This window comes from Streptomyces sp. NPDC016851 (assembly GCF_055562795.1).
Genome location: NZ_JBVHEP010000049.1, coordinates 1 through 24,557, shown reverse-complemented (window position 1 = coordinate 24,557; position 24,557 = coordinate 1). Strand labels below are relative to the sequence as shown.

The 24,557-nt window shown below is 71.5% G+C and carries 23 protein-coding genes; 6 read left to right on the top strand and 17 right to left on the bottom strand.

Translation table 11 applies throughout. The features are described 5' to 3' along the window. Positions 1–88: 88 nt before the first annotated feature. Together ACZ3I3_RS41045 and ACZ3I3_RS41040 are read right to left on the bottom strand one after the other, a co-directional pair. Entirely contained in the window at positions 89–1,369 is a 1,281-nt protein-coding gene (locus tag ACZ3I3_RS41045) for an aminotransferase-like domain-containing protein (protein WP_467372974.1), read from the bottom strand. 129 nt (positions 1,370–1,498) lie between these two features. Further along, positions 1,499–2,401 (bottom strand): SAM-dependent methyltransferase, encoded by a 903-nt coding sequence (locus tag ACZ3I3_RS41040; protein ID WP_467372972.1) that lies wholly within the window; start codon positions 2,399–2,401, stop codon positions 1,499–1,501. 88 nt (positions 2,402–2,489) lie between these two features. Here ACZ3I3_RS41040 and ACZ3I3_RS41035 point away from each other — a divergent pair, with 88 nt between their 5' ends. Next, positions 2,490–2,846, top strand: coding sequence for a hypothetical protein (locus tag ACZ3I3_RS41035; RefSeq protein WP_467372970.1), 357 nt, complete (start codon positions 2,490–2,492; stop codon positions 2,844–2,846). Between the two features lies 1 nt (position 2,847). Here the strand turns inward: ACZ3I3_RS41035 and ACZ3I3_RS41030 are convergent, their stop codons facing one another. Further along, positions 2,848–4,320 (bottom strand): helix-turn-helix domain-containing protein, encoded by a 1,473-nt coding sequence (locus ACZ3I3_RS41030; RefSeq protein ID WP_467372969.1) that lies wholly within the window; start codon positions 4,318–4,320, stop codon positions 2,848–2,850. Between the two features lie 227 nt (positions 4,321–4,547). Here ACZ3I3_RS41030 and ACZ3I3_RS41025 point away from each other — a divergent pair, with 227 nt between their 5' ends. Beyond that, positions 4,548–5,258, top strand: coding sequence for a DUF4232 domain-containing protein (locus ACZ3I3_RS41025; protein WP_467372967.1), 711 nt, complete (start codon positions 4,548–4,550; stop codon positions 5,256–5,258). Between the two features lie 8 nt (positions 5,259–5,266). Here ACZ3I3_RS41025 and hemB read toward each other — a convergent pair whose 3' ends face one another. After that, positions 5,267–6,265, bottom strand: a complete 999-nt coding sequence (gene hemB / locus ACZ3I3_RS41020) for a porphobilinogen synthase (protein WP_467372966.1) — start codon at positions 6,263–6,265, stop codon at positions 5,267–5,269. A gap of 295 nt (positions 6,266–6,560) precedes the next feature. Between hemB and ACZ3I3_RS41015 the strand changes: the two genes are divergently transcribed. After that, positions 6,561–7,949 (top strand): FAD-binding oxidoreductase, encoded by a 1,389-nt coding sequence (locus tag ACZ3I3_RS41015; protein ID WP_467372964.1) that lies wholly within the window; start codon positions 6,561–6,563, stop codon positions 7,947–7,949. 39 nt (positions 7,950–7,988) lie between these two features. Here ACZ3I3_RS41015 and ACZ3I3_RS41010 read toward each other — a convergent pair whose 3' ends face one another. The 5 genes from ACZ3I3_RS41010 to ACZ3I3_RS40990 all read right to left on the bottom strand — a co-directional run bounded on the left by ACZ3I3_RS41010 (position 7,989) and on the right by ACZ3I3_RS40990 (position 13,755). Next, a complete protein-coding gene (locus ACZ3I3_RS41010; RefSeq protein ID WP_467372962.1) occupies positions 7,989–9,695 on the bottom strand; it encodes a bifunctional uroporphyrinogen-III C-methyltransferase/uroporphyrinogen-III synthase in 1,707 nt (568 codons plus the stop codon). Continuing rightward, positions 9,692–10,651 carry a hydroxymethylbilane synthase gene (gene hemC, locus ACZ3I3_RS41005; protein ID WP_356929655.1) on the bottom strand — a complete coding sequence of 320 codons (960 nt, stop codon included), beginning with the start codon at positions 10,649–10,651 and terminating at the stop codon, positions 9,692–9,694. Before hemC ends, ACZ3I3_RS41010 begins: the two co-directional genes overlap by 4 nt. Then, on the bottom strand, positions 10,648–12,402 hold the full coding sequence (locus ACZ3I3_RS41000) for a glutamyl-tRNA reductase (RefSeq protein WP_467372961.1): 1,755 nt from the start codon (positions 12,400–12,402) through the stop codon (positions 10,648–10,650). Before ACZ3I3_RS41000 ends, hemC begins: the two co-directional genes overlap by 4 nt. After that, positions 12,399–13,163, bottom strand: a complete 765-nt coding sequence (locus tag ACZ3I3_RS40995; protein ID WP_086603660.1) for a redox-sensing transcriptional repressor Rex — start codon at positions 13,161–13,163, stop codon at positions 12,399–12,401. Before ACZ3I3_RS40995 ends, ACZ3I3_RS41000 begins: the two co-directional genes overlap by 4 nt. A gap of 313 nt (positions 13,164–13,476) precedes the next feature. Continuing rightward, on the bottom strand, positions 13,477–13,755 hold the full coding sequence (locus ACZ3I3_RS40990; RefSeq protein ID WP_467372960.1) for a glutaredoxin family protein: 279 nt from the start codon (positions 13,753–13,755) through the stop codon (positions 13,477–13,479). Positions 13,756–13,882: 127 nt separating this feature from the next. On the opposite strand from ACZ3I3_RS40990, the gene ACZ3I3_RS40985 reads away from it, so the two are divergent. From ACZ3I3_RS40985 to ACZ3I3_RS40975, 3 genes are all read left to right on the top strand, one after another. Continuing rightward, the gene (locus tag ACZ3I3_RS40985) at positions 13,883–14,800 is read left to right on the top strand and encodes an HAD family hydrolase (RefSeq protein WP_356929657.1); all 918 of its coding nucleotides are present in this window, start codon (positions 13,883–13,885) and stop codon (positions 14,798–14,800) included. Positions 14,801–15,164: 364 nt separating this feature from the next. Further along, complete coding sequence (locus ACZ3I3_RS40980; RefSeq protein ID WP_037671603.1) at positions 15,165–15,935, top strand: ECF subfamily RNA polymerase sigma factor, BldN family; 771 nt, start codon at positions 15,165–15,167, stop codon at positions 15,933–15,935. Between the two features lie 236 nt (positions 15,936–16,171). Next, positions 16,172–17,416, top strand: coding sequence for a DUF5667 domain-containing protein (locus tag ACZ3I3_RS40975; RefSeq protein WP_467372959.1), 1,245 nt, complete (start codon positions 16,172–16,174; stop codon positions 17,414–17,416). A gap of 63 nt (positions 17,417–17,479) precedes the next feature. On the opposite strand, the gene ACZ3I3_RS40970 is transcribed toward ACZ3I3_RS40975, so the two are convergent. From ACZ3I3_RS40970 to ACZ3I3_RS40935, 8 genes are all read right to left on the bottom strand, one after another. Beyond that, on the bottom strand, positions 17,480–18,535 hold the full coding sequence (locus tag ACZ3I3_RS40970) for a lysophospholipid acyltransferase family protein (RefSeq protein ID WP_467372958.1): 1,056 nt from the start codon (positions 18,533–18,535) through the stop codon (positions 17,480–17,482). Positions 18,536–18,549: 14 nt separating this feature from the next. Further along, complete coding sequence (locus tag ACZ3I3_RS40965; RefSeq protein WP_356929660.1) at positions 18,550–19,611, bottom strand: NAD-dependent epimerase/dehydratase family protein; 1,062 nt, start codon at positions 19,609–19,611, stop codon at positions 18,550–18,552. Positions 19,612–19,834: 223 nt separating this feature from the next. After that, complete coding sequence (locus tag ACZ3I3_RS40960; protein ID WP_003948845.1) at positions 19,835–19,933, bottom strand: 30S ribosomal protein bS22; 99 nt, start codon at positions 19,931–19,933, stop codon at positions 19,835–19,837. 153 nt (positions 19,934–20,086) lie between these two features. Then, on the bottom strand, positions 20,087–20,299 hold the full coding sequence (locus ACZ3I3_RS40955; protein ID WP_004984898.1) for a helix-turn-helix domain-containing protein: 213 nt from the start codon (positions 20,297–20,299) through the stop codon (positions 20,087–20,089). A 129-nt stretch (positions 20,300–20,428) separates the two neighbouring features. Next, entirely contained in the window at positions 20,429–21,244 is an 816-nt protein-coding gene (locus ACZ3I3_RS40950) for a phosphatase (RefSeq protein ID WP_467372957.1), read from the bottom strand. Positions 21,245–21,353: 109 nt separating this feature from the next. Beyond that, positions 21,354–22,526 carry an acetoin utilization protein AcuC gene (locus tag ACZ3I3_RS40945; RefSeq protein ID WP_467372956.1) on the bottom strand — a complete coding sequence of 391 codons (1,173 nt, stop codon included), beginning with the start codon at positions 22,524–22,526 and terminating at the stop codon, positions 21,354–21,356. Further along, on the bottom strand, positions 22,477–23,712 hold the full coding sequence (locus ACZ3I3_RS40940; protein ID WP_467372955.1) for an MFS transporter: 1,236 nt from the start codon (positions 23,710–23,712) through the stop codon (positions 22,477–22,479). The genes ACZ3I3_RS40945 and ACZ3I3_RS40940 overlap by 50 nt, the downstream gene beginning before the upstream one ends. Before the next feature lie 96 nt (positions 23,713–23,808). Beyond that, on the bottom strand, positions 23,809–24,453 hold the full coding sequence (locus tag ACZ3I3_RS40935; RefSeq protein WP_467372954.1) for an HAD family hydrolase: 645 nt from the start codon (positions 24,451–24,453) through the stop codon (positions 23,809–23,811). Positions 24,454–24,557: the final 104 nt, after the last annotated feature.

The following is a 24,557-nucleotide window of genomic DNA, read 5'->3' as shown; positions in this document are numbered from 1 at the left end:
CGGTGCAGTCCTAGACAGCTCCACCACACCGGAGGTCTTCGCCATGATCAAGCCCCGTCAGTGTCAACAACGCTCGTGATCAATACACCTAGGGCGTGTCGACGTCGGCCCCCGGCGTGCCGGCCCGCAGCCCCTTGCCCAGCCTCCGCAGCCCTTCCTCGATCTCCTCCGGCGTCTGCGTCACGAAGCACAGCCGCAGGGTCGTGCGGTCGGGCGTGCCGGCGTAGAAGGGAGCGCCGGGGACGTAGGCCACGTCGTGCCGCACGACCTGTGGCAGGAGGGCCGTCGTGTCGTACGGCTCCGGCAGGCGGGCCCAGAGGAACATGCCGCCCTCGGGCCGGTTCCAGACCGACCCTTCGGGCAGCGCACCGGGCAGCGCCGCGAGCATGGCGTCCCGGCGTTCGCGGTACACGCCGGCGACGCGCGTGACGTGGGCGTCCAGGTCGTGGTCGGCGAGATACCGGGCCGCGGCGAGCTGGTTGACGGTCGGCGTGTGCAGGTCGGCGGCCTGCTTGGCGACGGCACAGGCGCGCCGCAGCTCGCCGGGTGCGCGCAGCCAGCCCAGCCGCAGACCGGGCGCCATCACCTTGGAGAAACTGCCGAGCAGGACCGTACGGTCCTCGGCGCCCGGGTGGGAGGCGATCCACGGCACGCGCTCACCGTCGTAGCGCAACTCCCCGTAGGGGTCGTCCTCGACGATCCACAGCCCGCGCCGGGCGGCGACCGCGGCCACGGCGGCGCGCCGCTCGGCGGGCAGCGTGCGGCCGGTGGGGTTCTGGAAGGTGGGCACGGTGTAGAGCAGCTTGGGCCGCTCGCGCACCACGAGGTCCTCCAGCGCCTCGGGATCGACGCCCTGCTCGTCTCCGGGCACGGGCACGACCCGCGCTCCGGCGAAGCCGAACGCCTGCAGGGCCGCCAGATAGCAGGGGTTCTCGACGAGGACGGTGTCCCCGGGTTCGACCAGCGCGGTGGCGAGGAGCGAGAGGGCCTGCTGGGAGCCGGTGGTGACGAGCAGGTCGTCGGGGCCGGTCGGCAGTCCGCGTGCCGTGGTGCGCTCGGCGAGCGCGGCCCGCAGCGTGGGCTCGCCCTCGGTCGTGGAGTACTGCAAGGCCCGCGCGGGTTCCTCGGCGAGCACGGCCCGGTACGTGGCCGCGATGCCCTCCGCGTCGAACAGCTCCGGCGCCGGCAGCCCGCCCGCGAAGTTGATCACCTCGGGGCGGGCGGTGACGGCGAGGATGTCCCGCACGGGCGAACCGCCGACCGACCGCGCCCGCGCGGCGAGCGGCGGCACGGGAGACCCTGTGGGCGCGGGCTCGGGCTCGGGCTCGGGCTCGGGAGAGTGGGCGGGCGCGGGCTCGGTGACGGTCATGGCAGGGCTCCTTCGACTGCGGTGACGGCTGGTGCGCCGCAGCCTAGGGAAGTGGGTGCCGTCTACAAGCACCTTTTCGCGATCCGGACGCCGGAGGGGGACGGTCCGGTAGGACACGGGAGCCGCTGCTCAGCCCTTGGCGCCCAGCCCCGCGTACACGTTGATGTCCGCGTCCGTGACGTCGTTGATGTCGCGGTAGCGGACCTTCTCGATGTCGTCGAGACCGGCGAGGTACGACGCCTCCGGCTGCTCGGGGACGGGAGCCGCGCCGTCGGGCCGCCAGCGGTGCGCCGGGACGATCCCCGGGTCGGCGATCTCCAGGGCGTTGTCCGTGAAGAACTTCTCCACCTCCGCCCGGGAGCGCAGCACGAAGGTGAACCCCCGCTCGGTGTACGTCCGCTGGACCGCGCGGATGTTCTCGGGGTTGAGGTCCTCGGTGAGGTGACTGAGCACCAGCCGGCTGCCGACGGGCAGCGCGTCCAGCAGCTCGCGCACCAGCGGATACGCCTCCTCGTCCGCGACGAAGTGCAGGATGGCGACCAGGCAGAGCGCGACCGGCCGGTCGAAGTCCAGGGTCTTGGCGGCCTGTTCCAGGATGCGGCCCGGATCCCGCAGATCGGCGTCGATGTAGTCCGTACGCCCCTCGGGCCCGCTCGTCAGCAGGGCCCGCGCGTGCGCGAGCACGACCGGGTCGTTGTCGACGTACACGACGCGCGAGTCGGGCGCGATGCGCTGCGCGATCTGGTGCACGTTCTCGGCGGTCGGCAGTCCCGTGCCGATGTCGAGGAACTGCCGGATGCCGTCCTGCTCCACCAGTGCGGTGACCGCACGGCGCAGGAAGTCGCGGTTGTGCCGTACGTCGAGGTACCCGCGCGGGTTGGCGGCGAGCGCGGCGGCGGCCGCGTCCCGGTCGGCCGGGTAGTGGTCCTTGCCGCCGAGGAAGACGTCGTAGACCCGGGCCGGGTGCGCCTTGCTGCTGTCGATCCTCCTCTGCAGCTCGGCGGGATCCTGACTGAGGGCGTCACCGGTCATGGACGTCTCCCTGGGAAGAGTAGGTGGTTCAATCAGCAACCACTCTGACGGTCAACAACCTAACGGTTCAGCTGATTTGATGGTGCCCATGCCGACCGACCAGCCGCCGACGACGACCCTGTGGCGCCCCACCGGCCCCAAGGAACTGGACCTGGTGCGGGAGCTCGACTGGCGCGCCTGGCCGCCCCGGCTCCCGGAACAGCCGATCTTCTACCCGGTCCTCGACGAGGACTACGCCATCAGGATCGCGCGGGACTGGAACGTCAAGCACGACGGCGCCGGCTTCGTCACCCGGTTCGAGGTCGACTCCGCCTTCCTGCGCCGGTACCCGGTCCAGCAGGCCGGCGGGAAGACGATCCTCGAACTATGGGTACCGGCCGAGGAACTCGACGAGTTCAACGCCCACATCGTCGGCAGGATCGAGCTGGTCCACGAGTTCCGCTGAGTCAGTCGGTGGTCCCGGCCGGGACCCACTTCTCGCCGCCCAGCGGGAACTCGTACGCCGGGCGCCCGTTGTTGCCGCTCGTGCGGAAGGGCCGGCCCCGGTCGTCCACCTTCAGCGTGCCGCTCCGGCCGCCGCTGGACCAGCTCAGCTCCAGGTACCAGCTGACGTCGTACGCGGAGGCGTCGGCCCGGATGTGGAAGATCTCCGGGTCGGACTCGCTCACCTTGAACGGGAAGTCGTCGTGCCCCGACTCCGGGACGACGGCGGGACGCATGGCGTCGAGAGCGACCGTGAAGGAACGGGTCGGCACGTTGCCGCCGCAGCCGACGCCCGGATAGCCCATGGCGTAGTCGTTCCACGCGAGCGGCGCACGCTTGCCGGCCATCCGGACCGTCAGCCGGTCGACGACCACCGTCTCCTTCCCCGTGCCCTGCACGGTGAGCTTCAGATACTGCCGCCCCGACGGCACGGCACCCAGCGCCCCCACCCAGGCGGGCGCGTCCTGCTCCGGCGGCGGCGGTCCCACCCGTCCCGGCGGCCGGTTCACCAGATAACGCTGGGAACAGGGGTTCTCCCAGGCGTGCGGCACGGTGCGCACGGTGAGGGGCGCGGGGCCGGCGGGCACGGCGGCCTCTCGCCCGGGGCGGTCGGCGCCGGTACCGCCACCGGTGGCGGATGCGGAGGCGGACGGGGCGGACGTCGCGGAGACGGTGGCCTCCTTACCGTCGTCCTTCTTCCCGCCGCTGCCGGAGGAGGAACTGGCCGAGGGCGACACCGATGCGGCCGGGCCGCCGCCCGGCTGCTGCCGGGGTCCGTCGGAGACCGCCGCCGAGCCTCGACGCCCGTCGTCGTCCTCCCCGCCGGAGGGCAGGGCCACGGCGAGCCCGACCCCGCCCAGGACGACGGCGACGACGGCAGCGGCGAGCAGGGCGGGACGGGGACGGCGCGGGCGGCGCGGACGGCGGTCCACCGGCCCTCCTGACACCACGTCACCCGGCTCTTCCGCAGCACCCCCACCCGGCTCGTCCGCAACGCTCCGGCCCGGCCCCTGGGCCATGCTCTGCCCCGGCTCCTCGGCAACACTCTGCCCAGGCTGCTCGGCAACGCTCTGCCCCGGCCCCGCCACAACGCTGTCGCCCGGCTCCTCGGCAACAGTCCTGGCAGCACTCCCGCCCTGCCCCTCGGCAACACCCCCGGCCGAAGGGGCGCCGGCCCCTTTACGCCCCCGCCCGGCATCCGCCAGTACCCACCGCCGATGCAGCTCGACAAGCTCCTCCGACGACGCCTTGCACAGCCGGGCGAGCCGCTCCACCGGCGCGTAGTCGGCGGGTACGGCATCCCCGTTGCAGTACCGGTGCAGCGTCGACGTACTCATGTGGAGCCGCTTGGCGAGCACCCCGTAGCTCAGCCCGGACCGCTCCTTCAACTCCCCCAGCAACGCGGCGAAGTCCGCCGCGGCCGTGCCTTCCGACACCGTTCCTCCATCCCCCATGTCCCGTTCCCCCGTTCCAGGAGAGGGTCGTTTCCCCTGGTCAATGCTGGTGCGGGCGTTCCAGCGTCCCTGATCGTCCGCCGACTGTGGCGGCCGGGACGGATCACCGCACAAGCTCTGGTCATCCAAGCACGCCGCTCCCGGCCGACCGGTAGAGCGGCTCGCTCAGGACCTCCTGCCAACGACGTTTGTCCGAAAGGGAACCACCCATGCGCAAGTACCACGCCCTCCCCGCCGCCCTCCTGGCCGCCCTCGCTCTCACGGCGTGCCAGGACGGCACGGGCACGCAGGACGAGGGCGCAGCCAAGCCGCAGCTGACGGCGACGGCGACCACCGCACCCACCAAGGCGGCCACCGAAAAGACGGGCAACACGGCGGGCAACACGGCCGGCAACACGGCCGCCGACAAGACTGCCGACAAGGCCCCGAACGCGAAGCCCAAGGCGACGAACGCGAAGGCCACGAAGCCCGGAACGGCCGCCGCCCCCGCCGCCCGAGTCTCCTGCAACGGCACCAACACCACCGTCACGGCCAAGCCGGTCTCCCGCCCCCTCAACCACATGCTGATCACGGTCGAGAACACCGGCTCGAAGACGTGCGACCTCACCTACTACCCGGTGCTGCGCTTCGACGAGATGCAGTGGGCCCCGCAGCCGATGGAGGAGTCCAAGCCGCAGGCGGTGACGACCCTGGCGCCCGGCGAGTCCGGCTACGCGGGCGTGCTGCTGTCGGCGGCCGACGGCAGCGGCGAGGGCGGCACCACCGGCCGCAAGCTCACGGTCGGCTTCCAGGGCCCCACGCCGAACAGCAACGGCGGCCCCTCGGCGATCCCCCAGCTGCCCGCCGGGGGCGTGTACTACGACAGCTCGCTGACGGTCACCTACTGGCTGCGGGACATGGAGCAGGCGCTGTCCTACTGATCCCCGTCCTACTGATCCTTGAGCCGCTGGGCCACTTCGGTGGCCCAGTAGGTGAGGATGTTGCGGGCGCCCGCCCGCCGGATACCGGTCAGGGTTTCCATGATCGCGCGCTCCCGGTCGATCCAGCCCTTCTCGGCGGCGGCCTCGATCATCGAGTACTCGCCGGAGATCTGGTAGGCGGCGACGGGCACGTCCACGGCGTCCGCGACCCGGGCGAGGATGTCCAGGTAGGGACCGGCGGGCTTGACCATGACCATGTCGGCGCCCTCCTCGAGATCGAGGGCGAGTTCCCGCATGGCGTCCCGCGCGTTCGCCGGATCCTGCTGATAGGTCTTCCGGTCCCCCTGCAGGGACGAGCCGACGGCCTCCCGGAACGGCCCGTAGAACGCGGAGGCGTACTTCACCGTGTAGGCGAGGATGGCGACGTCCTCCCGCCCGATCTGGTCGAGGGCGTCACGGACCACGCCGATCTGCCCGTCCATCATCCCGCTGGGCCCGACCACATGGGCGCCGGCATCCGCCTGCACCTGGGCCATCTCGGCGTACCGCTCCAGGGTCGCGTCGTTGTCGACCCGCCCCTGGGCGTCCAGCACCCCGCAGTGCCCGTGATCGGTGGTCTCGTCGAGACACAGGTCGGACATGACGAGCAGGTCGTCACCGACCTCCGCCCGCACGTCCCGGAGGGCGACCTGGAGAATCCCGTCCGGGTCGGTCCCGGCCGTCCCGAGGGCGTCCTTCTTCGACTCCTCCGGCACACCGAACAGCATGATCCCGGAGATCCCCGCCGCGACGGCCTCGGCGGCGGCCTTCTTCAGGGTGTCCCGGGTGTGCTGCACGACCCCCGGCATGGCCGCGATCGGCACCGGCTCGCTGACGCCCTCCCGCACGAAGGCCGGAAGGATGAGATCGGCAGGGTGCAACCGTGTCTCGGCGACCATCCGACGCATGACGGGAGTGCTCCGCAAACGCCGCGGCCGCGTACCGGGAAAAGATCCGTACGTCGTCATACGACCTACGCTACGCCCGCCCCATACCCCCCGATGCCGACGCACTGTCGGACCCAGCTGCGGGCATGCGTGCCGCTAAGGGCGGCACGGGTGGGCGCAGCGGCACCTCGTCGCGCCGAGCTGCGCACCCCACCCGCCCCCAGCCCAAACACCGAGCACCCAGAAACCGCCGCCCCCGCATGCGCCCCACACCCCCCAGGTCCATCCTGAAAACAACAACAAGGACAAGGACCCGACGGCCAACACCACCACCCCGCCGCCGCCGTCCCTCCGTACGCCCACCACGGAGGACGAGATGACCGCCCGCCACGACACGCCCGACCTCTTCGCCCTCTCGGAAATCCACGGCCCGGTCCTACGCCCAGGAGACCCCGCCTACGCCGACGAGGTCACCGGCTTCAACCTGGCCGCCCTCCACACCCCCGACGTGGTCGTCGGAGCGACCTCCGCGGACGACATCGTCACCGCCATGCGCTGGGCGACAGCCACCAACACCCCCGTCGCCGTCCAGGCCACCGGCCACGGCGCCAACTTCCCCATCGAGAAGGGCCTGTTGATCAACACGGCCCGTATGACCGACGTACGGATTGACCCCGCCACCCGCACGGCCACCATCGCCGCGGGCGCGAAGTGGAGCCACGTCATGGCCGCGGCCGCCCCGCACGGCCTGGCCGGCCTCAGCGGCACCTCCACGGACGCGGGCGTCGTCGGCTACACCCTCGGCGGCGGACTCCCCGTCCTCGGCCGTGCCTACGGCTACGCCGCCGACCTGGTCCGCTCCTTCCAGGTCGTCACCCCGGACGGCCGGCTGCGCGAAACGGACCCCCAGCACGAACCGGAACTGTTCTGGGCCCTGCGCGGCGGCAAGGGCAACGTAGGCGTCGTCACCTCGCTCGTCACCGAACTGCTGCCCCTCCCCCGCATCTATGGCGGCGGCATCTACTGCCGGGGCGAGCACACCGAGACCCTGCTCCAGGCCTGGGCGGACTGGACCCGCACCGTCCCGGACCAGATGTGCAGCGCGTTCACGATCCTGCGCCTGCCGCCCATCCCCCAGATCCCGGAGCCCCTGCGCGGCGGCTTCTGGGCCCGGGTGGCGATCGCCTGGCCCGGCCTCCCGGCCGAGGGCGAGGCCCTGATCGCGCCTCTGCGCGAAGCCGCCCCCGTGGCCGTCGACACGGTCGAGGTGATGGACCACGCGGCCCTGGACCGCATCCACATGGAACCCCAGGACCCGCTCCCCGGAAGGGAGTCGTGCCTGCTCCTGCGCGACCTGCCCCCGGACGCCATCCGCACGTTCCTGGAGCAGGCCGGCCCTGCGGCCGGCGCCGACCATCCCCTGCTGATGGTCGAGATACGCCACATGGGCGGCGCGATGTCCCGCCCGTCCGCCGTCGAGGACGCGGTCTGCGCCCGCGACGCCCTGTACTTCATCGACTCGGTCGGCATCATGGCCGCGCCACCCGCCGCCGAGGCCATCGAACAGGCGACGCAGCAGCTCTACGCGGCCATGGCCCCCTACGGCACAGGCCGCACCATGGTCAACATCCACGGCACCCCGGGCGACGAACAGGACCGCGCCCGCGCCTGGACCCCGGAGGTCTACGAACGCCTGCGCCACGACAAGGCCGTCTACGACCCGGCCAACCTGCTCCGCTACGGCCACGCGGTGACGCCCGCGTAGCCGCAGCGAACACAGTCGGTCCGCCTACGCCCCGAGGGCTTACGTCGTCGAACGCCGCCGCCGAGCCCCCGGCCGCCGCTCGCTCGGCCGCGTCACCGGATCCCCGGCCTCCACAGCGGCGGCTCTGCGCTTCGCGCCGAAGTCGGCCAGGGCCTCCGCCAGCTTGAGCACGGACGGCTCCGGAGCCATGACGTCCACCCGGAGCCCGTGCTCCTCGGCCGTCTTGGCGGTGGCAGGACCGATACACGCGATCACGGTCACGTTGTGCGGCTTGCCGGCGATACCGACCAGGTTCCGCACGGTCGACGACGACGTGAACAGCACGGCGTCGAACCCGCCGCCCTTGATCGCCTCGCGCGTCTCCGCCGGCGGCGGCGAGGCCCGCACGGTCCGGTAGGCCGTGACGTCGTCGACCTCCCAGCCCAGCTCGATCAGCCCGGCGACCAGCGTCTCCGTGGCGATGTCGGCACGCGGCAGGAACACCCGGTCGATCGGGTCGAAGACCGGGTCGTAGGGGGGCCAGTCCTCCAGCAGCCCGGCGGCCGACTGCTCGCCGCTCGGCACCAGGTCCGGCTTCACGCCGAAGGCGATCAGCGCCTTGGCGGTCTGCTCGCCGACCGCCGCGACCTTGATGCCCGCGAAGGCACGCGCGTCGAGCCCGTACTCCTCGAACTTCTCGCGCACGGCCTTGACCGCGTTCACCGAGGTGAAGGCGATCCACTCGTAGCGGCCCGTGACGAGACCCTTGACCGCCCGCTCCATCTGCTGGGGCGTGCGCGGCGGCTCGACGGCGATGGTCGGCACCTCGTGCGGCACGGCCCCGTACGACCGCAGCTGGTCGGAGAGCGACACCGCCTGCTCCTTGGTGCGCGGCACGAGCACCTTCCAGCCGAACAGCGGCTTGGACTCGAACCACGCGAGCTGGTCGCGCTGGGCGGCGGAGGAACGCTCCCCGACCACGGCTATCACCGGCCGGCCGCCCTCGGGCGAGGGCAGCACCTTGGCCTGCTTCAGCGTCTGCGCGATCGTGCCGAGCGTGGCGGTCCAGGTGCGCTGCCGGGTGGTCGTGCCGGCGACGGTGACCGTCATCGGGGTGTCCGGCTTGCGGCCCGCGGAGACGAGCTCGCCGGCCGCCGCGGAGACGGAGTCCAGGGTGGTGGACACGACGACCGTGCCGTCCGACGCCCCGACCTCCGTCCAGCACCGGTCCGACGCCGTGCGCGCGTCGACGAACCGCACGTCCGCGCCCTGCGCGTCCCGCAGCGGCACACCGGCGTACGCGGGCACACCGACGGCGCTCGCGATACCGGGGACGACCTCGAAGGGCACCCCGGCGGCGGCGCACGCCAGCATCTCCTCGGCGGCGTACGTGTCGAGTCCGGGGTCCCCGGACACCGCACGCACGACCCGCCTGCCGCCCCGCGCGGCCTCCATGACAAGATGTGCGGCATCCCGCACCGCGGGGGCGGCGACGGCGGTTGACGTGCCGTCAACTACCGTCAGCTGGGGCGCTCCTGTGCCCGGAGCCGGATCCTGGGAAGGATCCGAATCCGTGTTCACTTCGGAGACGCCCTGCCTGGCGTGCTGACGTACGACGTCGAGCACTTCGTGCTCGGCGACGAGGACGTCCGCGTTCGCCAGCGCCTCGACGGCGCGCAGAGTCAGTAGTCCCGGATCTCCGGGTCCGGCACCCAGGAAGGTGACGTGCCCGTGTTCAGGACCGGCGGAAAGGGTGGTGGGGCTCAATGTGCTCGCTCCCCCATCAGACCGGCCGCGCCCTGGGCGAGCATCTCGGCCGCGAGTTCGCGACCGAGCGCCATTGCCCCGTCGTGCGTCTCGGGCACGGGACCGGTGGTGGACAGCTGCACCATCCGCGTGCCGTCGGTGGTCCCGACGACGCCGCGCAGGCGCATTTCCTTGACAATCTGCCCGTCGGCCAGAAGGTCGGCCAGCGCGCCCACAGGGGCGCTGCAACCGGCCTCCAGGGCGGCGAGCAGTGACCGCTCGGCCGTGACGGCGATCCGTGTGAACGGGTCGTCGAGTTCGGCGAGCGCGGCGACGAGGTCCGCGTTGCCCGCGGCACACTCGATCGCCAGTGCCCCCTGGCCGGGGGCGGGCAAAACCGTGTCGACCGACAGGAAGTCGGTCACTTCGTCACCCCGGCCGATCCGGTTCAGTCCGGCGGCGGCCAGCACGACCGCGTCGAGCTCACCGGAGCGTACGTATCCGATCCGGGTGTCGACGTTGCCGCGGATCGGGACGGTCGCTATGTCCAGGCCGTGGCTGCGCGCGTACGCGTTGAGCTGGGCCATGCGGCGCGGCGAACCGGTCCCGATGCGGGCCCCGCTCGGCAGGTCGGTGAACTTCAGCGCGTCCCGGGCGACGATCACGTCCCGCGGGTCCTCCCGGGCGGGCACGGCCGCCACCACCAGCTCGTCGGGCTGCGTGGTCGGCAGGTCCTTCAGCGAGTGCACCGCGAAGTCGACCTCGCCCTTGAGCAGCGCGTCGCGCAGGGCGGTCACGAACACACCCGTGCCGCCGATCTGGGCGAGCTGCTCACGCGAGACATCGCCGTACGTGGTGATCTCGACGAGCTCCACGGGCCGCCCGGTCACCCGGCTCACGGCCTCGGCCACCTGCCCGGACTGGGCCATGGCGAGCCTGCTCCGCCGGGTACCGAGCCTCAGCGCGTTGTCGTTCATGCCGGCCCTCGGTCTTTCTCTGTGCTGTCCTCGGCCCGGGAGACGGCGGCAACCGCCTCCGGGTCGAGGTCGAACAGGGTCCGCAGCGCGTCCGCGTACCCGGCGCCGCCGGGCTCGGCCGCGAGTTGCTTGACCCGGACGGTCGGCGCGTGCAGCAGCTTGTCCACCACGCGCCGCACGGTCTGGGTGATCTCCGCGCGGTGCTTGTCGTCGAGGCCGGGAAGCCGTCCGTCCAGGCGGGCGATCTCGTTGGCCACGACATCGGCGGCCATGGTGCGCAAGGCGACCACGGTCGGCGTGATGTGCGCGGCCCGCAGTGCTGCCCCGAAGGCCGCGACCTCGTCGGAGACGATACGCCGGACCTGGTCCACATCGGCAGCCATCGGTGCGCCCGCGGATGCCTCCGCCAGCGACTCGATGTCCACCAGCCGCACTCCGGTCAGCCGGTGTGCGGCCGCGTCTATGTCGCGCGGCATCGCCAGGTCGAGCAGGAAGAGCACGGGTTCGGGCCGCGGCGGCTCGTCGGCCGGCTCGGGCCTGCGCCGCTCGGGGATGCGGCCGACGGTGGCCACGGTCGCGGCGAGCGCGGCGATGGCGTCGGCGTCCGGGGCGGGGTCGAGGGGGCCGGCCGTCCCCGGCCGGGCCGCGCGCTGGGCGCCGCCCACCGTGCCGTTGTCCACCCACGCCGCGTGCTGTTCCAGGTCGGCCGCGGCCATACCGGCCACGGCGGCCTCGCCGAGCACGGAGAATCCGGCGGTGCCCTGCACGGCGGGCAGGTCCAGCGGACAGCCGTCCTCGCCGCCGAGTCCGGTGGCCGCCGGGTTGCCCCGCTCGGCGCCCGTGGCCGCCGTCCGGCCGGGCTCACCGTCCGGGGCGGGCGTCGCGTCGTCCACGGCCGTCGCCGTGGCCGTACGGCCCTCCACCGCGGCGGCGACCGACCCGGCCGTCAGGACCAGGCCCGTCGCGCCGGTGCAGGAGACGGCGACATCGGCACGTGTCAGCTCGTACGGCACCGACTCCATCGGGACCGCGCGGGCCAGCACGTCCGTGTCGTCGCCCTCGGTGAGGATCTGCGCGAGGCGCTCGGCGCGGTCGAAGGTGCGGTTGGCGACGACGACCTCGGCGACCCCGGCCCGCGCGAGCGTCGCGGCGGCCAGGGAGGACATCGACCCGGCGCCGATGACCAGGGCCTTCTTGCCCCGGGCCCAGGTCTGCACCTCGCCGCCCGCGGCCAGCTGCTCCAGGCCGAAGGTGACCAGGGACTGGCCGGCGCGGTCGATGCCGGTCTCGGAGTGGGCGCGCTTGCCGACCCGCAGGGCCTGCTGGAACAGGTCGTTCAGCAGCCGGCCGGCGGAGTTCAGCTCCTGTGCGCGGTTCAGGGAGTCCTTGATCTGGCCGAGGATCTGCCCCTCGCCGACGACCATCGAGTCCAGCCCGCAGGCCACCGAGAACAGGTGGTGGACGGCCCGGTCCTCGTAGTGCACGTAGAGATAGGGAGTGAGCTCCTCCAGGCCGACCCCGCTGTGCTGGGCGAGCAGCGTGGACAGCTCGGCGACACCGGCGTGGAACTTGTCCACGTCGGCGTAGAGCTCGATGCGGTTGCACGTGGCGAGCAGTGCGGCCTCGGTGGCCGGTTCGGCGGCGACCGTGTCCTGGAGCAGCTTGACCTGCGCGTCCGCGTTGAGCGAGGCCCGCTCCAGCACACTGACCGGGGCGCTGCGGTGGCTGAGTCCGACGACGAGGAGGCTCATGCCGGCATCACGGCGGGCATGTCCCCGTCGGGCCCCTGGTCGGCGGAGTCGCTGCGCGCGGCGGCGGCCGGGACGCCCCCGTCGGAGGCGGCGGCCTCCTCGCCGGCCTTGCGCTGCTCGTGGAAGGCGAGGATCTGCAGCTCGATGGAGAGGTCGACCTTGCGCACGTCGACCCCGTCAGGGACGGACAGCACGGTCGGCGCGAAGTTCAGGATGGAGGTGACACCGGCGGCCACGAGCCGGTCGCAGACCTGCTGGGCGGCACCGGCGGGGGTGGCGATGACACCGATCGACACGCCGTTGTCCTGGATGATCTTCTCCAGGTCGTCGGAGTGCTGCACGGGGATCCCGGCGACGGGCTTGCCCGCCATGGCCGGGTCGGCGTCGATCAGCGCGGCGACCCGGAAACCACGGGAGGCGAACCCCCCGTAGTTGGCGAGGGCGGCGCCGAGGTTACCGATACCGACGATCACGACGGGCCAGTCCTGGGTGAGGCCCAGCTCGCGGGAGATCTGGTAGACGAGATACTCGACGTCATAGCCGACGCCCCGGGTCCCGTAGGAGCCGAGGTAGGAGAAGTCCTTGCGCAGCTTCGCGGAGTTGACCCCCGCCGCGGCCGCGAGCTCCTCGGAGGAGACCGTGGGCACCGAGCGTTCCGACAGCGCGGTCAGAGCGCGGAGGTACAGCGGAAGCCGGGCGACGGTGGCCTCGGGAATCCCTCGGCTGCGGGTCGCCGGTCGGTGAGTTCGGCCAGTTGCCACGGTGCTCCTGCGGGTAGAGCGGGGCTGTAGGCGGTCATACGTCCCTACATGACCGCCCCGTCGAAAGCAGGCTATGTCTTTGTGAACGCGTGCACAAAGATGGTGTCCGATTTGCCCGGCCAACGTGACCGGGGTCACGCGCCCCCGGCGCACTCGTACGGAACCGGCGCATGCGCACCACGGTTCCTTTACTTCTGGGGGCAAAACCGCACACTCTCCTCTGTGTATCCCGCCCCCGAGACCAGCCACCGTCGATCCTAAGCGACCTGGCGGGCACTTTGGACTGCTCGGTCAGTTCCGGGACCGGGCGGGATCAGTCGGTCAGCGCCTTGCGCAGGCGACCTTCGTTCACGCGCCAGAACGTGTGCTGCCTGCCGTCGACCAGCACAACGGGGATCTGCTCCCAGTACTGGTCGTGCAGTTCGCGGTCCTCGGTGATGTCCTTCTGCTCCCAGGGGACTCCCAGATCACCGCACACCTTCTCCACAACGACCTGTGCGTCATCACACAGATGACAGCCGGGCTTGCGGATCAGGGTGACGAGCCGGTCCCGAGGGGGCCTGCGACGAAAGAGGGCACTCATGTCGGCCATTGTCGCGCGCCCCGACACGAGGGGACCTCGCCCCGAACGCCCTCTTTAACGACACGCTTGCCGAGAGTTCACAGGCTCCGAACCTCTCGGCTCCGGAACCCCCGAACAAACTGGCTATGCTCACGCCATGGCCGCTCTCGGATGGCTCACTCCCCGTAGGCGCTCCGCCACGGCGCGGAGCGTTTTGGCAGGCGAGGCCTCGGCGGAGGCTGCCCGTAAGTCCTCACAGGAGGCCGCCGGCACGACCGAGGAACCGCAGTTCCCGGTCCACGGCGACGACCGGGCCGCCGCCTTCTTCGACCTGGACAACACCGTCATGCAGGGCGCCGCCCTCTTCCACTTCGGACGGGGCCTGTACAAGCGGAAGTTCTTCGAGACACGCGAGCTCGCCCGGTTCGCCTGGCAGCAGGCCTGGTTCCGGCTGGCCGGGGTCGAGGACCCCGAGCACATGCAGGAGGCCCGCGACTCGGCCCTGTCCATCGTCAAGGGCCACCGCGTCGCCGAGCTCCAGTCGATCGGCGAGGAGATCTACGACGAGTACATGGCCGAGCGCATCTGGCCCGGCACCCGCGCCCTGGCCCAGGCCCACCTGGACGCCGGCCAGAAGGTCTGGCTCGTCACGGCGGCCCCCGTCGAGATCGCCCAGGTCATCGCCCGCCGCCTGGGCCTGACCGGAGCCCTCGGGACCGTCGCCGAGTCGGTCGACGGCGTCTACACCGGCAAGCTCGTCGGCGAACCGCTGCACGGCCCCGCGAAGGCCGAGGCGGTCCGCGCCCTGGCCGCGGCCGAGGGCCTGGACCTGAGCCGCTGCGCCGCCTACAGCGACTCGCACAACGACATCCCGATGCTCTCCCTGGTCGGCCACCCCTACGCCATCAACCCGGACTCCAAGCTGCGCAAGCACGCCCGCGAGCTGGACTGGCGCCTGCGCGACTACCGCACCGGCCGCAAGGCGGCCAAGGTCGGCATCCCGGCCGCGGCCGGCGTGGGCGCGGTGGCCGGCGGCACGGCAGCGGCGATCGCCCTGCACCGCCGCCGCCGCTGACGACCGATCAGGCCGACGACCGATCAATCCGTGACACCTTCGTTTACGGGATGACAAGCCCCGTAAATCCAACTGGCGTACCCCCACAACCTCGTATCCAGTCCTCTTGGCTGGACACGGCCACAACACGCCCTGGACTGAGCCCCAATCCGAACCCTTCCGATCAACAACCGTTCACCCTCTGGCACTTGATGCGGCGTCAATCGGTTACGGAAGCGACGTAATCGATGATTTGAGCAACTCGGTGTAGCAGGGCCTACACGAAGCGTTATTCTCCTCAGACGCAAACCGGTACCCCTCCGTCGCTACGACGGGTGAAAGGTCCCGCACTGCACGTGATGGAAGCTCTGCCTCTGGGAGTCCCGTGTACCCACACGTCGGGGTTGACGCCTCGGGCCTGGCTACGCTGCGCGCAACGGTCCTCGACCTGTTGCGCGGCTTCGTCCCCACCGCGTACGCCGGCCCCGCATTCGCCACCGCCGCGCCCGTAGGCCCGTGCTATGCACTGGCCGACGGCAGCGCCGCGGTCGGCAGACGAGGGCGCCCGTCCGGCGCGGCCACCGCCCGACGGCCGGCGGCGGACAGCGACAGCGCCCGCATGATGGATCTCGTGGAGCGCGCCCAGGCCGGCGAGGCCGACGCCTTCGGCCGTCTCTACGACCAATACAGCGACACCGTCTACCGATACATCTACTACCGGGTCGGAGGAAAGGCGACAGCCGAGGACCTCACCAGCGAGACCTTTCTGCGCGCCCTGCGCCGCATCGGCACGTTCACCTGGCAGGGCCGCGACTTCGGCGCCTGGCTGGTCACCATCGCCCGCAACCTCGTCGCGGACCACTTCAAGTCCAGCCGCTTCCGCCTCGAGGTCACCACCGGCGAGATGCTCGACGCCAACGAGGTCGAGCGCTCCCCCGAGGACTCCGTCCTGGAGTCCCTCTCCAACGCCGCCCTGCTCGACGCCGTGCGGCGGCTCAACCCCCAGCAGCAGGAGTGCGTGACACTCCGCTTCCTCCAGGGCCTCTCCGTCGCGGAGACCGCCCGTGTCATGGGCAAGAACGAGGGCGCCATCAAGACCCTCCAGTACCGGGCCGTCCGCACCCTCGCCCGGCTCCTCCCGGAAGACGCCCGCTGACCGGGCCGTACGCTCGGCGACAGTCAACTCACTTTCCGCGAAAGTCCGTTGACTTCGGCATCCGATCATCCGGCGTCCGTAACCCAAGTGCCGCGCCACTCGTTGTGCGGGATGCAGGCTCCCTGTGGTCACCCCCTGACCGGCTCCGATCACTCGATCGTGTGGTCGCGCTCAGGGTGTGCAACCCTCAGGACCCCCTGGGGAGTCGACCGTCATGACGAGAGGAGGTGCCGCCAGTGATCGCGAACGTATCGGCGCACCGGCGGGCGAACGCCTTCGCCCAGGCCCTTCAGGAGCAGTCCGAGCAGGGCACGGCGGCCGAGCAGTCCGAAGGATCGGCACCGGCCCCGGCCGCTGCGGAGCCGACCGAACAGGCACGCCTGCTGGCGTTCGCCTCCGGTCTCGGCGCGCTGCCCAAACCGGAGCTCGACCCGGAGGTCAAGGTCGTCCAGCGGGCCCAGCTGGTGGCCGCGTTCGAGGCCATGCTCCAGGAGGGCACCGCGGGAGGCGGGGCGACGGACGGCGCGGTCCCCGAGCAGCGCTCCCCCCGGGCCCGAGGCGCCCACCGGGCGGGCCCACTGAAGAAGTTGCGGCCCCGTTCCCGCCTCGCCAAGGGCCTCACCGCGGGCGGGCTCAGCGTGGGCGTGGCCGCGAGCGCCTTCGGCGGAGTCGCCGCCGCCAGCTCCGACGCCCTGCCCGGCGACTCGCTCTACGGCCTCAAGCGCGGCATCGAGGACGTCAAACTCGGCCTCGCCGACAGCGTCGACGAGCGCGGCCGGGTCTACCTCGACCACGCCTCCACCCGGCTCAGCGAAGCCCGCCGCCTGATGGAGCGGGGCCGCAGCGGCCCGCTGGACCACGAATCCCTGGGCGAGATCCGCCGCGCCCTGTCCGGCATGCGGCACGACGCGTCGGAAGGCCACCGGCTGCTGAGCGAGGCGTACGAGCGCGACCCGGACTCCCTGGACCCCATCCAGGCCCTGTCCGCGTTCTCTCGCTCCCACCGCGAGGCCTGGGGCGAACTGCGCGCGAAGCTCCCCGTCCAGCTCGGGGACGTCAGCGACCAGGTGTCGTCGGTGTTCGACGCCATAGAGGAGGACGTCGCCCCGCTGCGGTCCCTGCTGCCCGAGCCCCCGTCCCGAAGCGGCGGCGAAGGCAACCGGCAGGGCGCCTCCGAGTCGGCCTCCAGCGGCTCCTCGGACACAGACCGGTCGGCCCGGCCCAGTGACAGCGGCCGCGGTCAGTCCGACAAGGGCAGCACCGGCAGCGGCAGCCCCAGCCACTCGGCCGGCAGCGACAGCGACGGCCTGCTCGGCGGCAACACCGGCGGCCTGCTCGACCCGCCGCAGCCGGACAGCGGCGCCAGCACCTCGCCGACGGCGGAGGACAACCCGCCCGTCCCCGAGCCGGACGTGACGCTCCCGCCGCTCCTGCCCGATCTCCTGCCCGGACTGGGCATCGACGGCGAGGACACCGACTAGCCGGCGGTACGACAGTGGGGGCGCCCCTCGAAAGGGAGCGCCCCCATCGTCGTAAGCCCTGTTTCAGAAGAAGACCGACCGGCGCTGCACCAGCAGCTTGTACAGCGTGTGCTGGATCTGCTCCCTGACCTGGTCGGTCAGGTTGAACATCAGCATCGGGTCCTCGGCGGCCTCCGGCGGATAGCCGTCCGTGAGGATCGGCTCGCCGAACTGGATCGTCCACTTCGTCGGCAGCGGAACCGCCCCGAGCGGCCCGAGCCACGGGAACGTCGGCGTGATCGGGAAGTACGGGAAACCCAGCAGCCGCGCGACCGTCTTGGCGTTGCCGATCATCGGGTAGATCTCCTCCGCCCCGACGATCGAGCAGGGAATGATCGGCGTCCCGGCGCGCAGGGCGGTGGAGACGAAGCCGCCGCGGCCGAAGCGCTGGAGCTTGTAGCGGTCCGCGAAGGGCTTCCCGAGGCCCTTGAAGCCCTCCGGCATCACCCCGACCAGCTCGCCCTGCTCCAGCAGCCGGGACGCGTCCTCCGCGCAGGCCAGGGTGTGACCGAGCTTGCGGGCCAGCTCGTTGACCACCGGCAGCATGAAGACCAGGTCGGCGGCGAGCAGCCGCAGATGCCGGCCCGCCGGGTGGTTGTCGTGCACGGCGACCTGCATCATCAGGCCGTCCATCGGCAGCGTCCCGGAGTGGTTGGCGACGATCAGGGCGCCGCCCTCGGACGGGATGTTCTCGACGCCCTTCACCTCGACCCGGAAGTACTTCTCGTACAGCGGGCGCAGCAGGGACATCAGGACCTGGTCGGTCAGTTCCTCGTCGTAGCCGAAGTCGTCGACCTCGTAGTCCCCGGTGAGGCGGCGGCGCAGGAAGGCCAGGCCGCCCGCGATACGCCGCTCCAGGCCGCCCTCGCCGCCCTGGGGCCCCTCCGGGGGGTGTTCCTCAGATGTCACAGGAACATCATCCTGCGGAACAGCCCTGGTGGGCAGGGGCTGCACCTCACGGACCGGCACGGATTCCGTGCCCGGGCGACGGTTGCCCGCACTCCGGCGCCGCTGCGGACGCTGCACGGCGCCCCCGCGGGACCGGTCGTCGTCGAACGGAATGACCTTGGCATCCGCCATCGTTGATGCGCTCCTCAGTTGGCGCTCTGCGTCGGGGGGTGGCCGCCGCCCGCGAGGGGCAGCGCGGCGATCCGGTCGACGGCCCCCGCAAGGGCCTCCGGCGGAAGAAGTCCGGGACCTTGGCTGCGTGCGAAGTCCGCGAACGTCTCCGCGGTCGTGTACTTGGGCTGGAATCCCAGCGTCTCGCGCATCTGGCCCGTGGCCACGACCCGGCCGTGGGTGAGAAGCCGGATCTGCTCGGGCGAGAAGTCCGACATGCCCAGCGTACGCACCAGCGAGCCCGCCCAGGTGACGGCCGGGAGCAGCAGGGGCACGGTCGGGCGCCCGAGGCGCCGGGAGCACTGGGAGAGCAGCAGGACACCGTCACCGGCGATGTTGAAGGTGCCGCTGTTGAGCGTGCCCCGCCGCGGCTCGTGCGAGGCGATGCGCAGCACCTCGATCACGTCGTCCTCGTGCACGAACTGCAGCCGCGGGTCGTAGCCGAACACGGTCGGCAGGACCGGCAGCGCGAAGTACGAGGCGAGCGGGGTGTCCGCGGTCGGTCCCAGGATGTTGGCGAACCGCAGGACACACACGGCCACGTCCGGCCGCCGGCGCGCGAAGCCGCGGACATAGCCCTCGACCTCCACCGTGTCCTTGGCGAAGCCGCCGCTGGGCAGGGACTTGGGCGGGGTCGTCTCGGTGAAGACGGCCGGATCGCGGGGCGCGGACCCGTAGACGTTGGTGCTGGACTTCACGACCAGCCGCCGCACGTTCGGGGACTTCTGGCAGGCACCGAGCAGCTGCATGGTGCCGATGACGTTGGTCTCCTTCAGGGAGGCCCGGTTGCCGCTGCCCAGCGGCGTGCCCGTCACGTCCAGGTGGACGACCGTGTCGGCGCCCGTCTCCGCGAGCACCCGCGCGATGCCGGGCTGCCGGATGTCGGCCTGGACGAAGTCCGCACCGCCCAGATGGTGCTCGGGCGGCACCGCGTCCACGGCGACGACCCGGTCCACGTCGGGGTCACGCTGGATCCGCCGTACGAACCGGCCCCCCAACTGGCGGGCCACACCGGTCACAAGCACGACCTTGCCCAAGATCAGCGCCTTCCTTCCAGAAAACCTCTTGCCCCGCCGCGTTCCCCCGTGGGGCCAACTTAGCGGGTCGGTGTTGCGCTGTGATGACCGCCCGATGCGCGAAGTGACGACAAGCAGCCGGACGCAGGAGCCGGGCGGCAACCGGGCCTCCCTGAACGCGTGTGGCCCCCCACCGGTGGGTGGGGGGCCACAGCAACGCTCTCGCGTCGTCCGCGTCGCGAACTTACTTCTTGTTGCGACGCTGAACGCGCGTGCGCTTGAGCAGCTTGCGGTGCTTCTTCTTGGCCATCCGCTTGCGCCGCTTCTTGATAACAGAGCCCACGACTACCCTCGCTCACTTCTCATCACTCGGTGCTGGGCGCCGGGGCCCACACGACCTACGAGGGGCCAGCCTACCCGTCCGAGCGCTGAGGTCGTAATCGAGGGGGCCAGGGTGATCCCGAGTGCCCTGTGAGGGACCACCCTGCCCCAGCCGTCAGGCGGTTTCCACCCCCACGTAGCTCTCGCGGAGGTACTCGTGAACCGCTTGCTCCGGGACGCGGAAGGACCGCCCCACACGGATCGCGGGCAGATGACCGCTGTGCACCAACCGGTACACGGTCATCTTCGACACTCGCATCACCGAGGCGACTTCCGCCACGGTAAGGAACTGAACCTCGTTCAGAGGCCTCTCGCCAGCTGCAGCCATGACACACCTGAACCTTCCGCACTCGACGGCCACCGGCTTCCCCTTCCGGTGACTCTTCGTCGCTGCGTGCTCACTCCCCAATGTAGGGGCGGGTGATGCGAGTGGGGAAGAGGTGCACCCATCGGCGGATTACTGTGACAGACACGCCCGATTGAGTACGTAGCGGGTAAGCGGCAGGTAGTAATCAGACCGCACGCCGTCATCAAGTGGAACGACGACGGAGACGCACCCCTCCGCCTCACCGACGAACGGGGCGGGGTCGTCCGTATCGGCCGCCCCGATGGCCTCGAACCCCAGCTGACCTGCCCCGCAGACCCACCCGTGGTCCCCGATGACCAGCTCGGGAAGGGGGCCGCCGGCCTCCGCGGCAGCGGCCAACACGGTACGAACCGGGAGAGGTGAGTGCGTATGTGCGCCGGGCTCACAACCGGGGCGTTCCGCGCCGGATCTCCGCACCAGCGCGACTCCTCGTACGTAGTCGAGGTTGTACGTGCGTAGGCCGAACCGGGTCGTTATGTCGACACAGCGACCCTGCGCCGGGGTGAGGACGGCACACCCCGCCGCCGACAGCGCGTCTGCGACAGCGGCGTAGAAACCGAGCAGCCGGTGGGGATGCCCGGTGCCGAGGAGCACGGGTGCGCTCCGCCGGGCGGCCTCGGCGAGACGCTCCGCGAAGGCGTCCAGCGCGGCCAGGGTCCGCTCCGGAGCGATCACGTCCTGGCCGGAAGTCCGCCGGGGATCGGCCGGGACCCCGCACCGGTCCGCCATCAGCTCGATCACCTCCCGCTGGCTCCAGACCCCTTCGGGATCGAGCCCGAGCAGCACGCGGGGATCCCGGGCGGCGAACAGCCGGTAACTCCGCAGGCTCTCCTCACGGGGCGTGGCCACGGTCCCGGCGAGGCGTGCGCCCACCAGGTGCGCACGAAGGGCTTCGGGGGTCAGCACGAGGAGATCGTGCGCGACACGGGCCCCACGTGTCCCGGGAACGGGCGAACACCGCACGGTCGGCCTACCAGCCCCCGGCGGCCATGGGTCAGGCCAGCACGGCCATGGATCAGGCCAGCAGCCCCCGCAGCGGGAACACCGTCCGCCGGGCCGCCAGCACCGCCTGGTCCAGCCGGTCCGCGGGGTCGTAGCCCTCCTCCCAGCCGGGGAAGACCACGGGCCAGCGCCCGTCCGTCATCCGCGCCGGGGCCAACTGCCGCGTCCGGGCGAACACTTCCTGCCGCCAGCCCTCGGGAATCACCGCCTCGGGCTCCACCGCCCGGCCCGCCGCGATCCCGACCAGATGCGTCCACGACCGCGGCACGACGTCCACCACGGCATAGCCACCCCCGCCCAGCGCCACCCACCGCCCGTCGGCGTACTCGTGCGCCAGGTCGTGACAGGCCACCTGCACCGCCCGCTGCGCGTCCAGCGACACCGCCAGATGCGCCAGCGGATCCTCGAAGTGCGTGTCGGCCCCGTGCTGCGTCACCAGCACCTGCGGCCGGAAGTCCGCGATCAGCTCCGGCACGACCGCGTGGAACGCCCGCAGCCAGCCCGCGTCGCCCGTCCCCGCCGGCAGCGCCACGTTCACCGCCGACCCCTCCGCGCTGTCGGCGCCCGTCTCCTCCGGCCACCCTGTCTGCGGGAACAACGTCCGGGGATGCTCGTGCAGCGAGATCGTCAGCACCCGCGGGTCCTCCCAGAACGCCGCCTGCACCCCGTCCCCGTGATGCACGTCCACGTCGACGTACGCCACCCGCTCCGCCCCCAGCTCCAGCAGCCGAGCGATGGCGAGCGACGCGTCGTTGTAGATGCAGAACCCCGACGCACCGCCGGGCATCGCGTGGTGCAGCCCGCCCGCGAAGTTCACCGCGTGCAGCGCCTCACCGCGCCACACCGCCTCCGCGGCCGCCACCGACTGCCCCGCGATCAGCGCCGACACCTCGTGCATCCCGGCGAACGCCGGATCGTCCATCGTCCCCAGCCCGTACGACTGCTCCGCCGCCCCCGGCTCCACCGACGCGGCCTTCACGGCCTCGATGTAGTCCTCCCGGTGGACGAGCCGCAACGTCGACTCCCCGGCCGCCTTGGCGGCGACCACGTCCACCTCCCGGTCCAGCCCGAAGGCGTCGACCAGCCTCCGGGTCAGGGCCAGCCGGACCGGGTCCATCGGATGCCCCGGACCGAAGTCATAGCCCGTTACTGCCTCGTCCCACATCAGCTGTGCGCGGCCGCTCATGTCCGCCACCGTATCGGTCCGGTTGAGGGGCGAACGACCGGGCGTACACGAGCGTCACCAGCACCAACACCATCGGCACGAGCATGGCCCCGCGGTAGCTCCACAGATCCCCGAGCGCACCGACCAACGGCGAACCGATCAAGAACCCCACATAGTTGAAGACATTCAGCCGCGCGACGGCAGCGTCCGAAGCCCCCGGGAACAACCGGCCGGCCGCCGCGAACGTCTGCGGCACCAGCACACACAACCCCAGCCCCAGCAGCGTGAACCCCAGCATCCCCACCCAGGCACCCGGCGCCCCCGCCACCACGGCGAACCCGCCCGCCGCCACCAGCGCCCCCGCCCGCACGACGGCCACGGCCCCGAACCGCCGCACCCCGAGATCCCCGATCGCCCGCCCCAGCAGCGTGGTCACCATGTACACGTTGTACGGCACCGTCGCCATCTGCTCGGAGCTCCCCAGCACGTCCTGGAGGTACTTCGCGCTCCAGTTGGAGACCGTGGAGTCCCCGATGTACGCCACGGTCATCACCAGACACAACGGCAGCAGCCACTTGAACACGACGACCTGGCCCTCGCCCGCCGCCTTCCCCTCCGCAGCCTTCTCCCCCACCGCCGGCGCCGCAGACCCGTCGTCGACGTACCACCGGCTCCCCACCAGCACAGCCGGCAGCAGCACCGCCACAACCGGCAGATACGACACCCACAGCGCCAGCTCCCAGTGCGCCCCCACCCACGCCAGCGAGGCCCCCACGATCCCGCCCAGGCTGTAGGCCGCGTGGAAACTCAGCATGATGCTGCGCCCGTACGACCGCTGCAGACTCACCCCGAGCATGTTCATCGACGCGTCCAGCACCCCGACGGCGAGCCCGAACGCAGCCAGCGCGACGCCCAGTTCCACCATCCGCTCCCCGGCCCCCACCCCGAGCAGCGCCAGCAGCACCACCGGCTGGGACCACCGCAGCAACCGGCTCGGCGGCACCCGCTTCACCAGCCGCTCGGTACTCACGCTCCCGACCCCCGCGAGGATCGGCACAGCCGCCAGGAAGGCGGGCAGCAGCGCGTCGGAGACCCCGTACCGGTCCTGGATGGCCGGAATCCGCGTCACGAGCAGAGCGAAGGCGACCCCCTGCACCAAGAAGCTGAACGCCAACGAGGCCCTGCCGCGCCGCAGCACATCAGTCATGGCCGCGAGCGTAGGGCCCAGGCTTACTCATGGGTAGATCCAGCCAAAGGTGAATTTGGCTCAGCTTCCACGCGCACGAGCACGTCCACCGCGCCCTCACATGAGCAGTTCCGTCAGCTCCCTCATGTCGGAGAAGAGCCGCCCGGCCCCGGCGAGCCGCTCCGCCGGCGTCATGGCGGTGAACCCGTACACGTCCATCCCCGCCGCGACTGCCGCCTGGACCCCCAGCGGACTGTCCTCGACGACGACACACCGCTCCGGCGCGACTCCCATCCGCTCGGCCGCGTACAGGAACAGATCGGGAGCCGGCTTCCCCCTGCCGACGTCCTCCGAGCTGAAGATCCGCGCCTCGTCGAACCACCTGTCGAGCCCGGTCGTCCGGTGCCCCACCCGGATCCGCTCATGACTCCCGGACGACGCCACGCAGTACGGCACGGAGTCGGCGGCGAGCTTCTGCAGCACCTCCTCGACGCCGGCCACCGGCTTCAAGTCCCGCTCGAACGCCGCGAAGACACGCGCGTGGAACACGTCGTCGAAGTCGGCCGGCAGCCGCTGCCCGGTCTGCTCCTCCACCAGGTCGTGCACGCGGTGCATGGCGGAGCCCATGTAATCCCGGATGGAGTCCTCGTACGACGTCGGGTGACCGAGCTCGGTCAGATAGGCGGCCAGGAGCCGGTTGGAAATGGACTCACTGTCGACGAGGACACCGTCGTTGTCGAAGATCACGAGGTCATAGCGCATGGCTTCGAGCCTAAACGCAGAAAACCCCCGCATCCGAAGATGCGGGGGTTTTCCCAATAATTGTTCGGCGGCGTCCTACTCTCCCACAGGGTCCCCCCTGCAGT

Bases quoted from the DNA above. Each gene is read 5' to 3' on its own strand.
- ACZ3I3_RS41045 (WP_467372974.1), bottom strand. From the start codon at position 1,369: ATGACCGTCACCGAGCCCGCGCCCGCCCACTCTCCCGAGCCCGAGCCC.
- ACZ3I3_RS41040 (WP_467372972.1), bottom strand. From the start codon at position 2,401: ATGACCGGTGACGCCCTCAGTCAGGATCCCGCCGAGCTGCAGAGGAGG.
- ACZ3I3_RS41035 (WP_467372970.1), top strand. From the start codon at position 2,490: ATGCCGACCGACCAGCCGCCGACGACGACCCTGTGGCGCCCCACCGGC.
- ACZ3I3_RS41025 (WP_467372967.1), top strand. From the start codon at position 4,548: ATGCGCAAGTACCACGCCCTCCCCGCCGCCCTCCTGGCCGCCCTCGCT.
- hemB (WP_467372966.1), bottom strand. From the start codon at position 6,265: ATGACGACGTACGGATCTTTTCCCGGTACGCGGCCGCGGCGTTTGCGG.
- ACZ3I3_RS41015 (WP_467372964.1), top strand. From the start codon at position 6,561: ATGACCGCCCGCCACGACACGCCCGACCTCTTCGCCCTCTCGGAAATC.
- hemC (WP_356929655.1), bottom strand. From the start codon at position 10,651: ATGAACGACAACGCGCTGAGGCTCGGTACCCGGCGGAGCAGGCTCGCC.
- ACZ3I3_RS41000 (WP_467372961.1), bottom strand. From the start codon at position 12,402: ATGAGCCTCCTCGTCGTCGGACTCAGCCACCGCAGCGCCCCGGTCAGT.
- ACZ3I3_RS40990 (WP_467372960.1), bottom strand. From the start codon at position 13,755: ATGGCCGACATGAGTGCCCTCTTTCGTCGCAGGCCCCCTCGGGACCGG.
- ACZ3I3_RS40985 (WP_356929657.1), top strand. From the start codon at position 13,883: ATGGCCGCTCTCGGATGGCTCACTCCCCGTAGGCGCTCCGCCACGGCG.
- ACZ3I3_RS40970 (WP_467372958.1), bottom strand. From the start codon at position 18,535: ATGGCGGATGCCAAGGTCATTCCGTTCGACGACGACCGGTCCCGCGGG.
- ACZ3I3_RS40955 (WP_004984898.1), bottom strand. From the start codon at position 20,299: ATGGCTGCAGCTGGCGAGAGGCCTCTGAACGAGGTTCAGTTCCTTACC.
- ACZ3I3_RS40945 (WP_467372956.1), bottom strand. From the start codon at position 22,526: ATGAGCGGCCGCGCACAGCTGATGTGGGACGAGGCAGTAACGGGCTAT.
- ACZ3I3_RS40940 (WP_467372955.1), bottom strand. From the start codon at position 23,712: ATGACTGATGTGCTGCGGCGCGGCAGGGCCTCGTTGGCGTTCAGCTTC.
- ACZ3I3_RS40935 (WP_467372954.1), bottom strand. From the start codon at position 24,453: ATGCGCTATGACCTCGTGATCTTCGACAACGACGGTGTCCTCGTCGAC.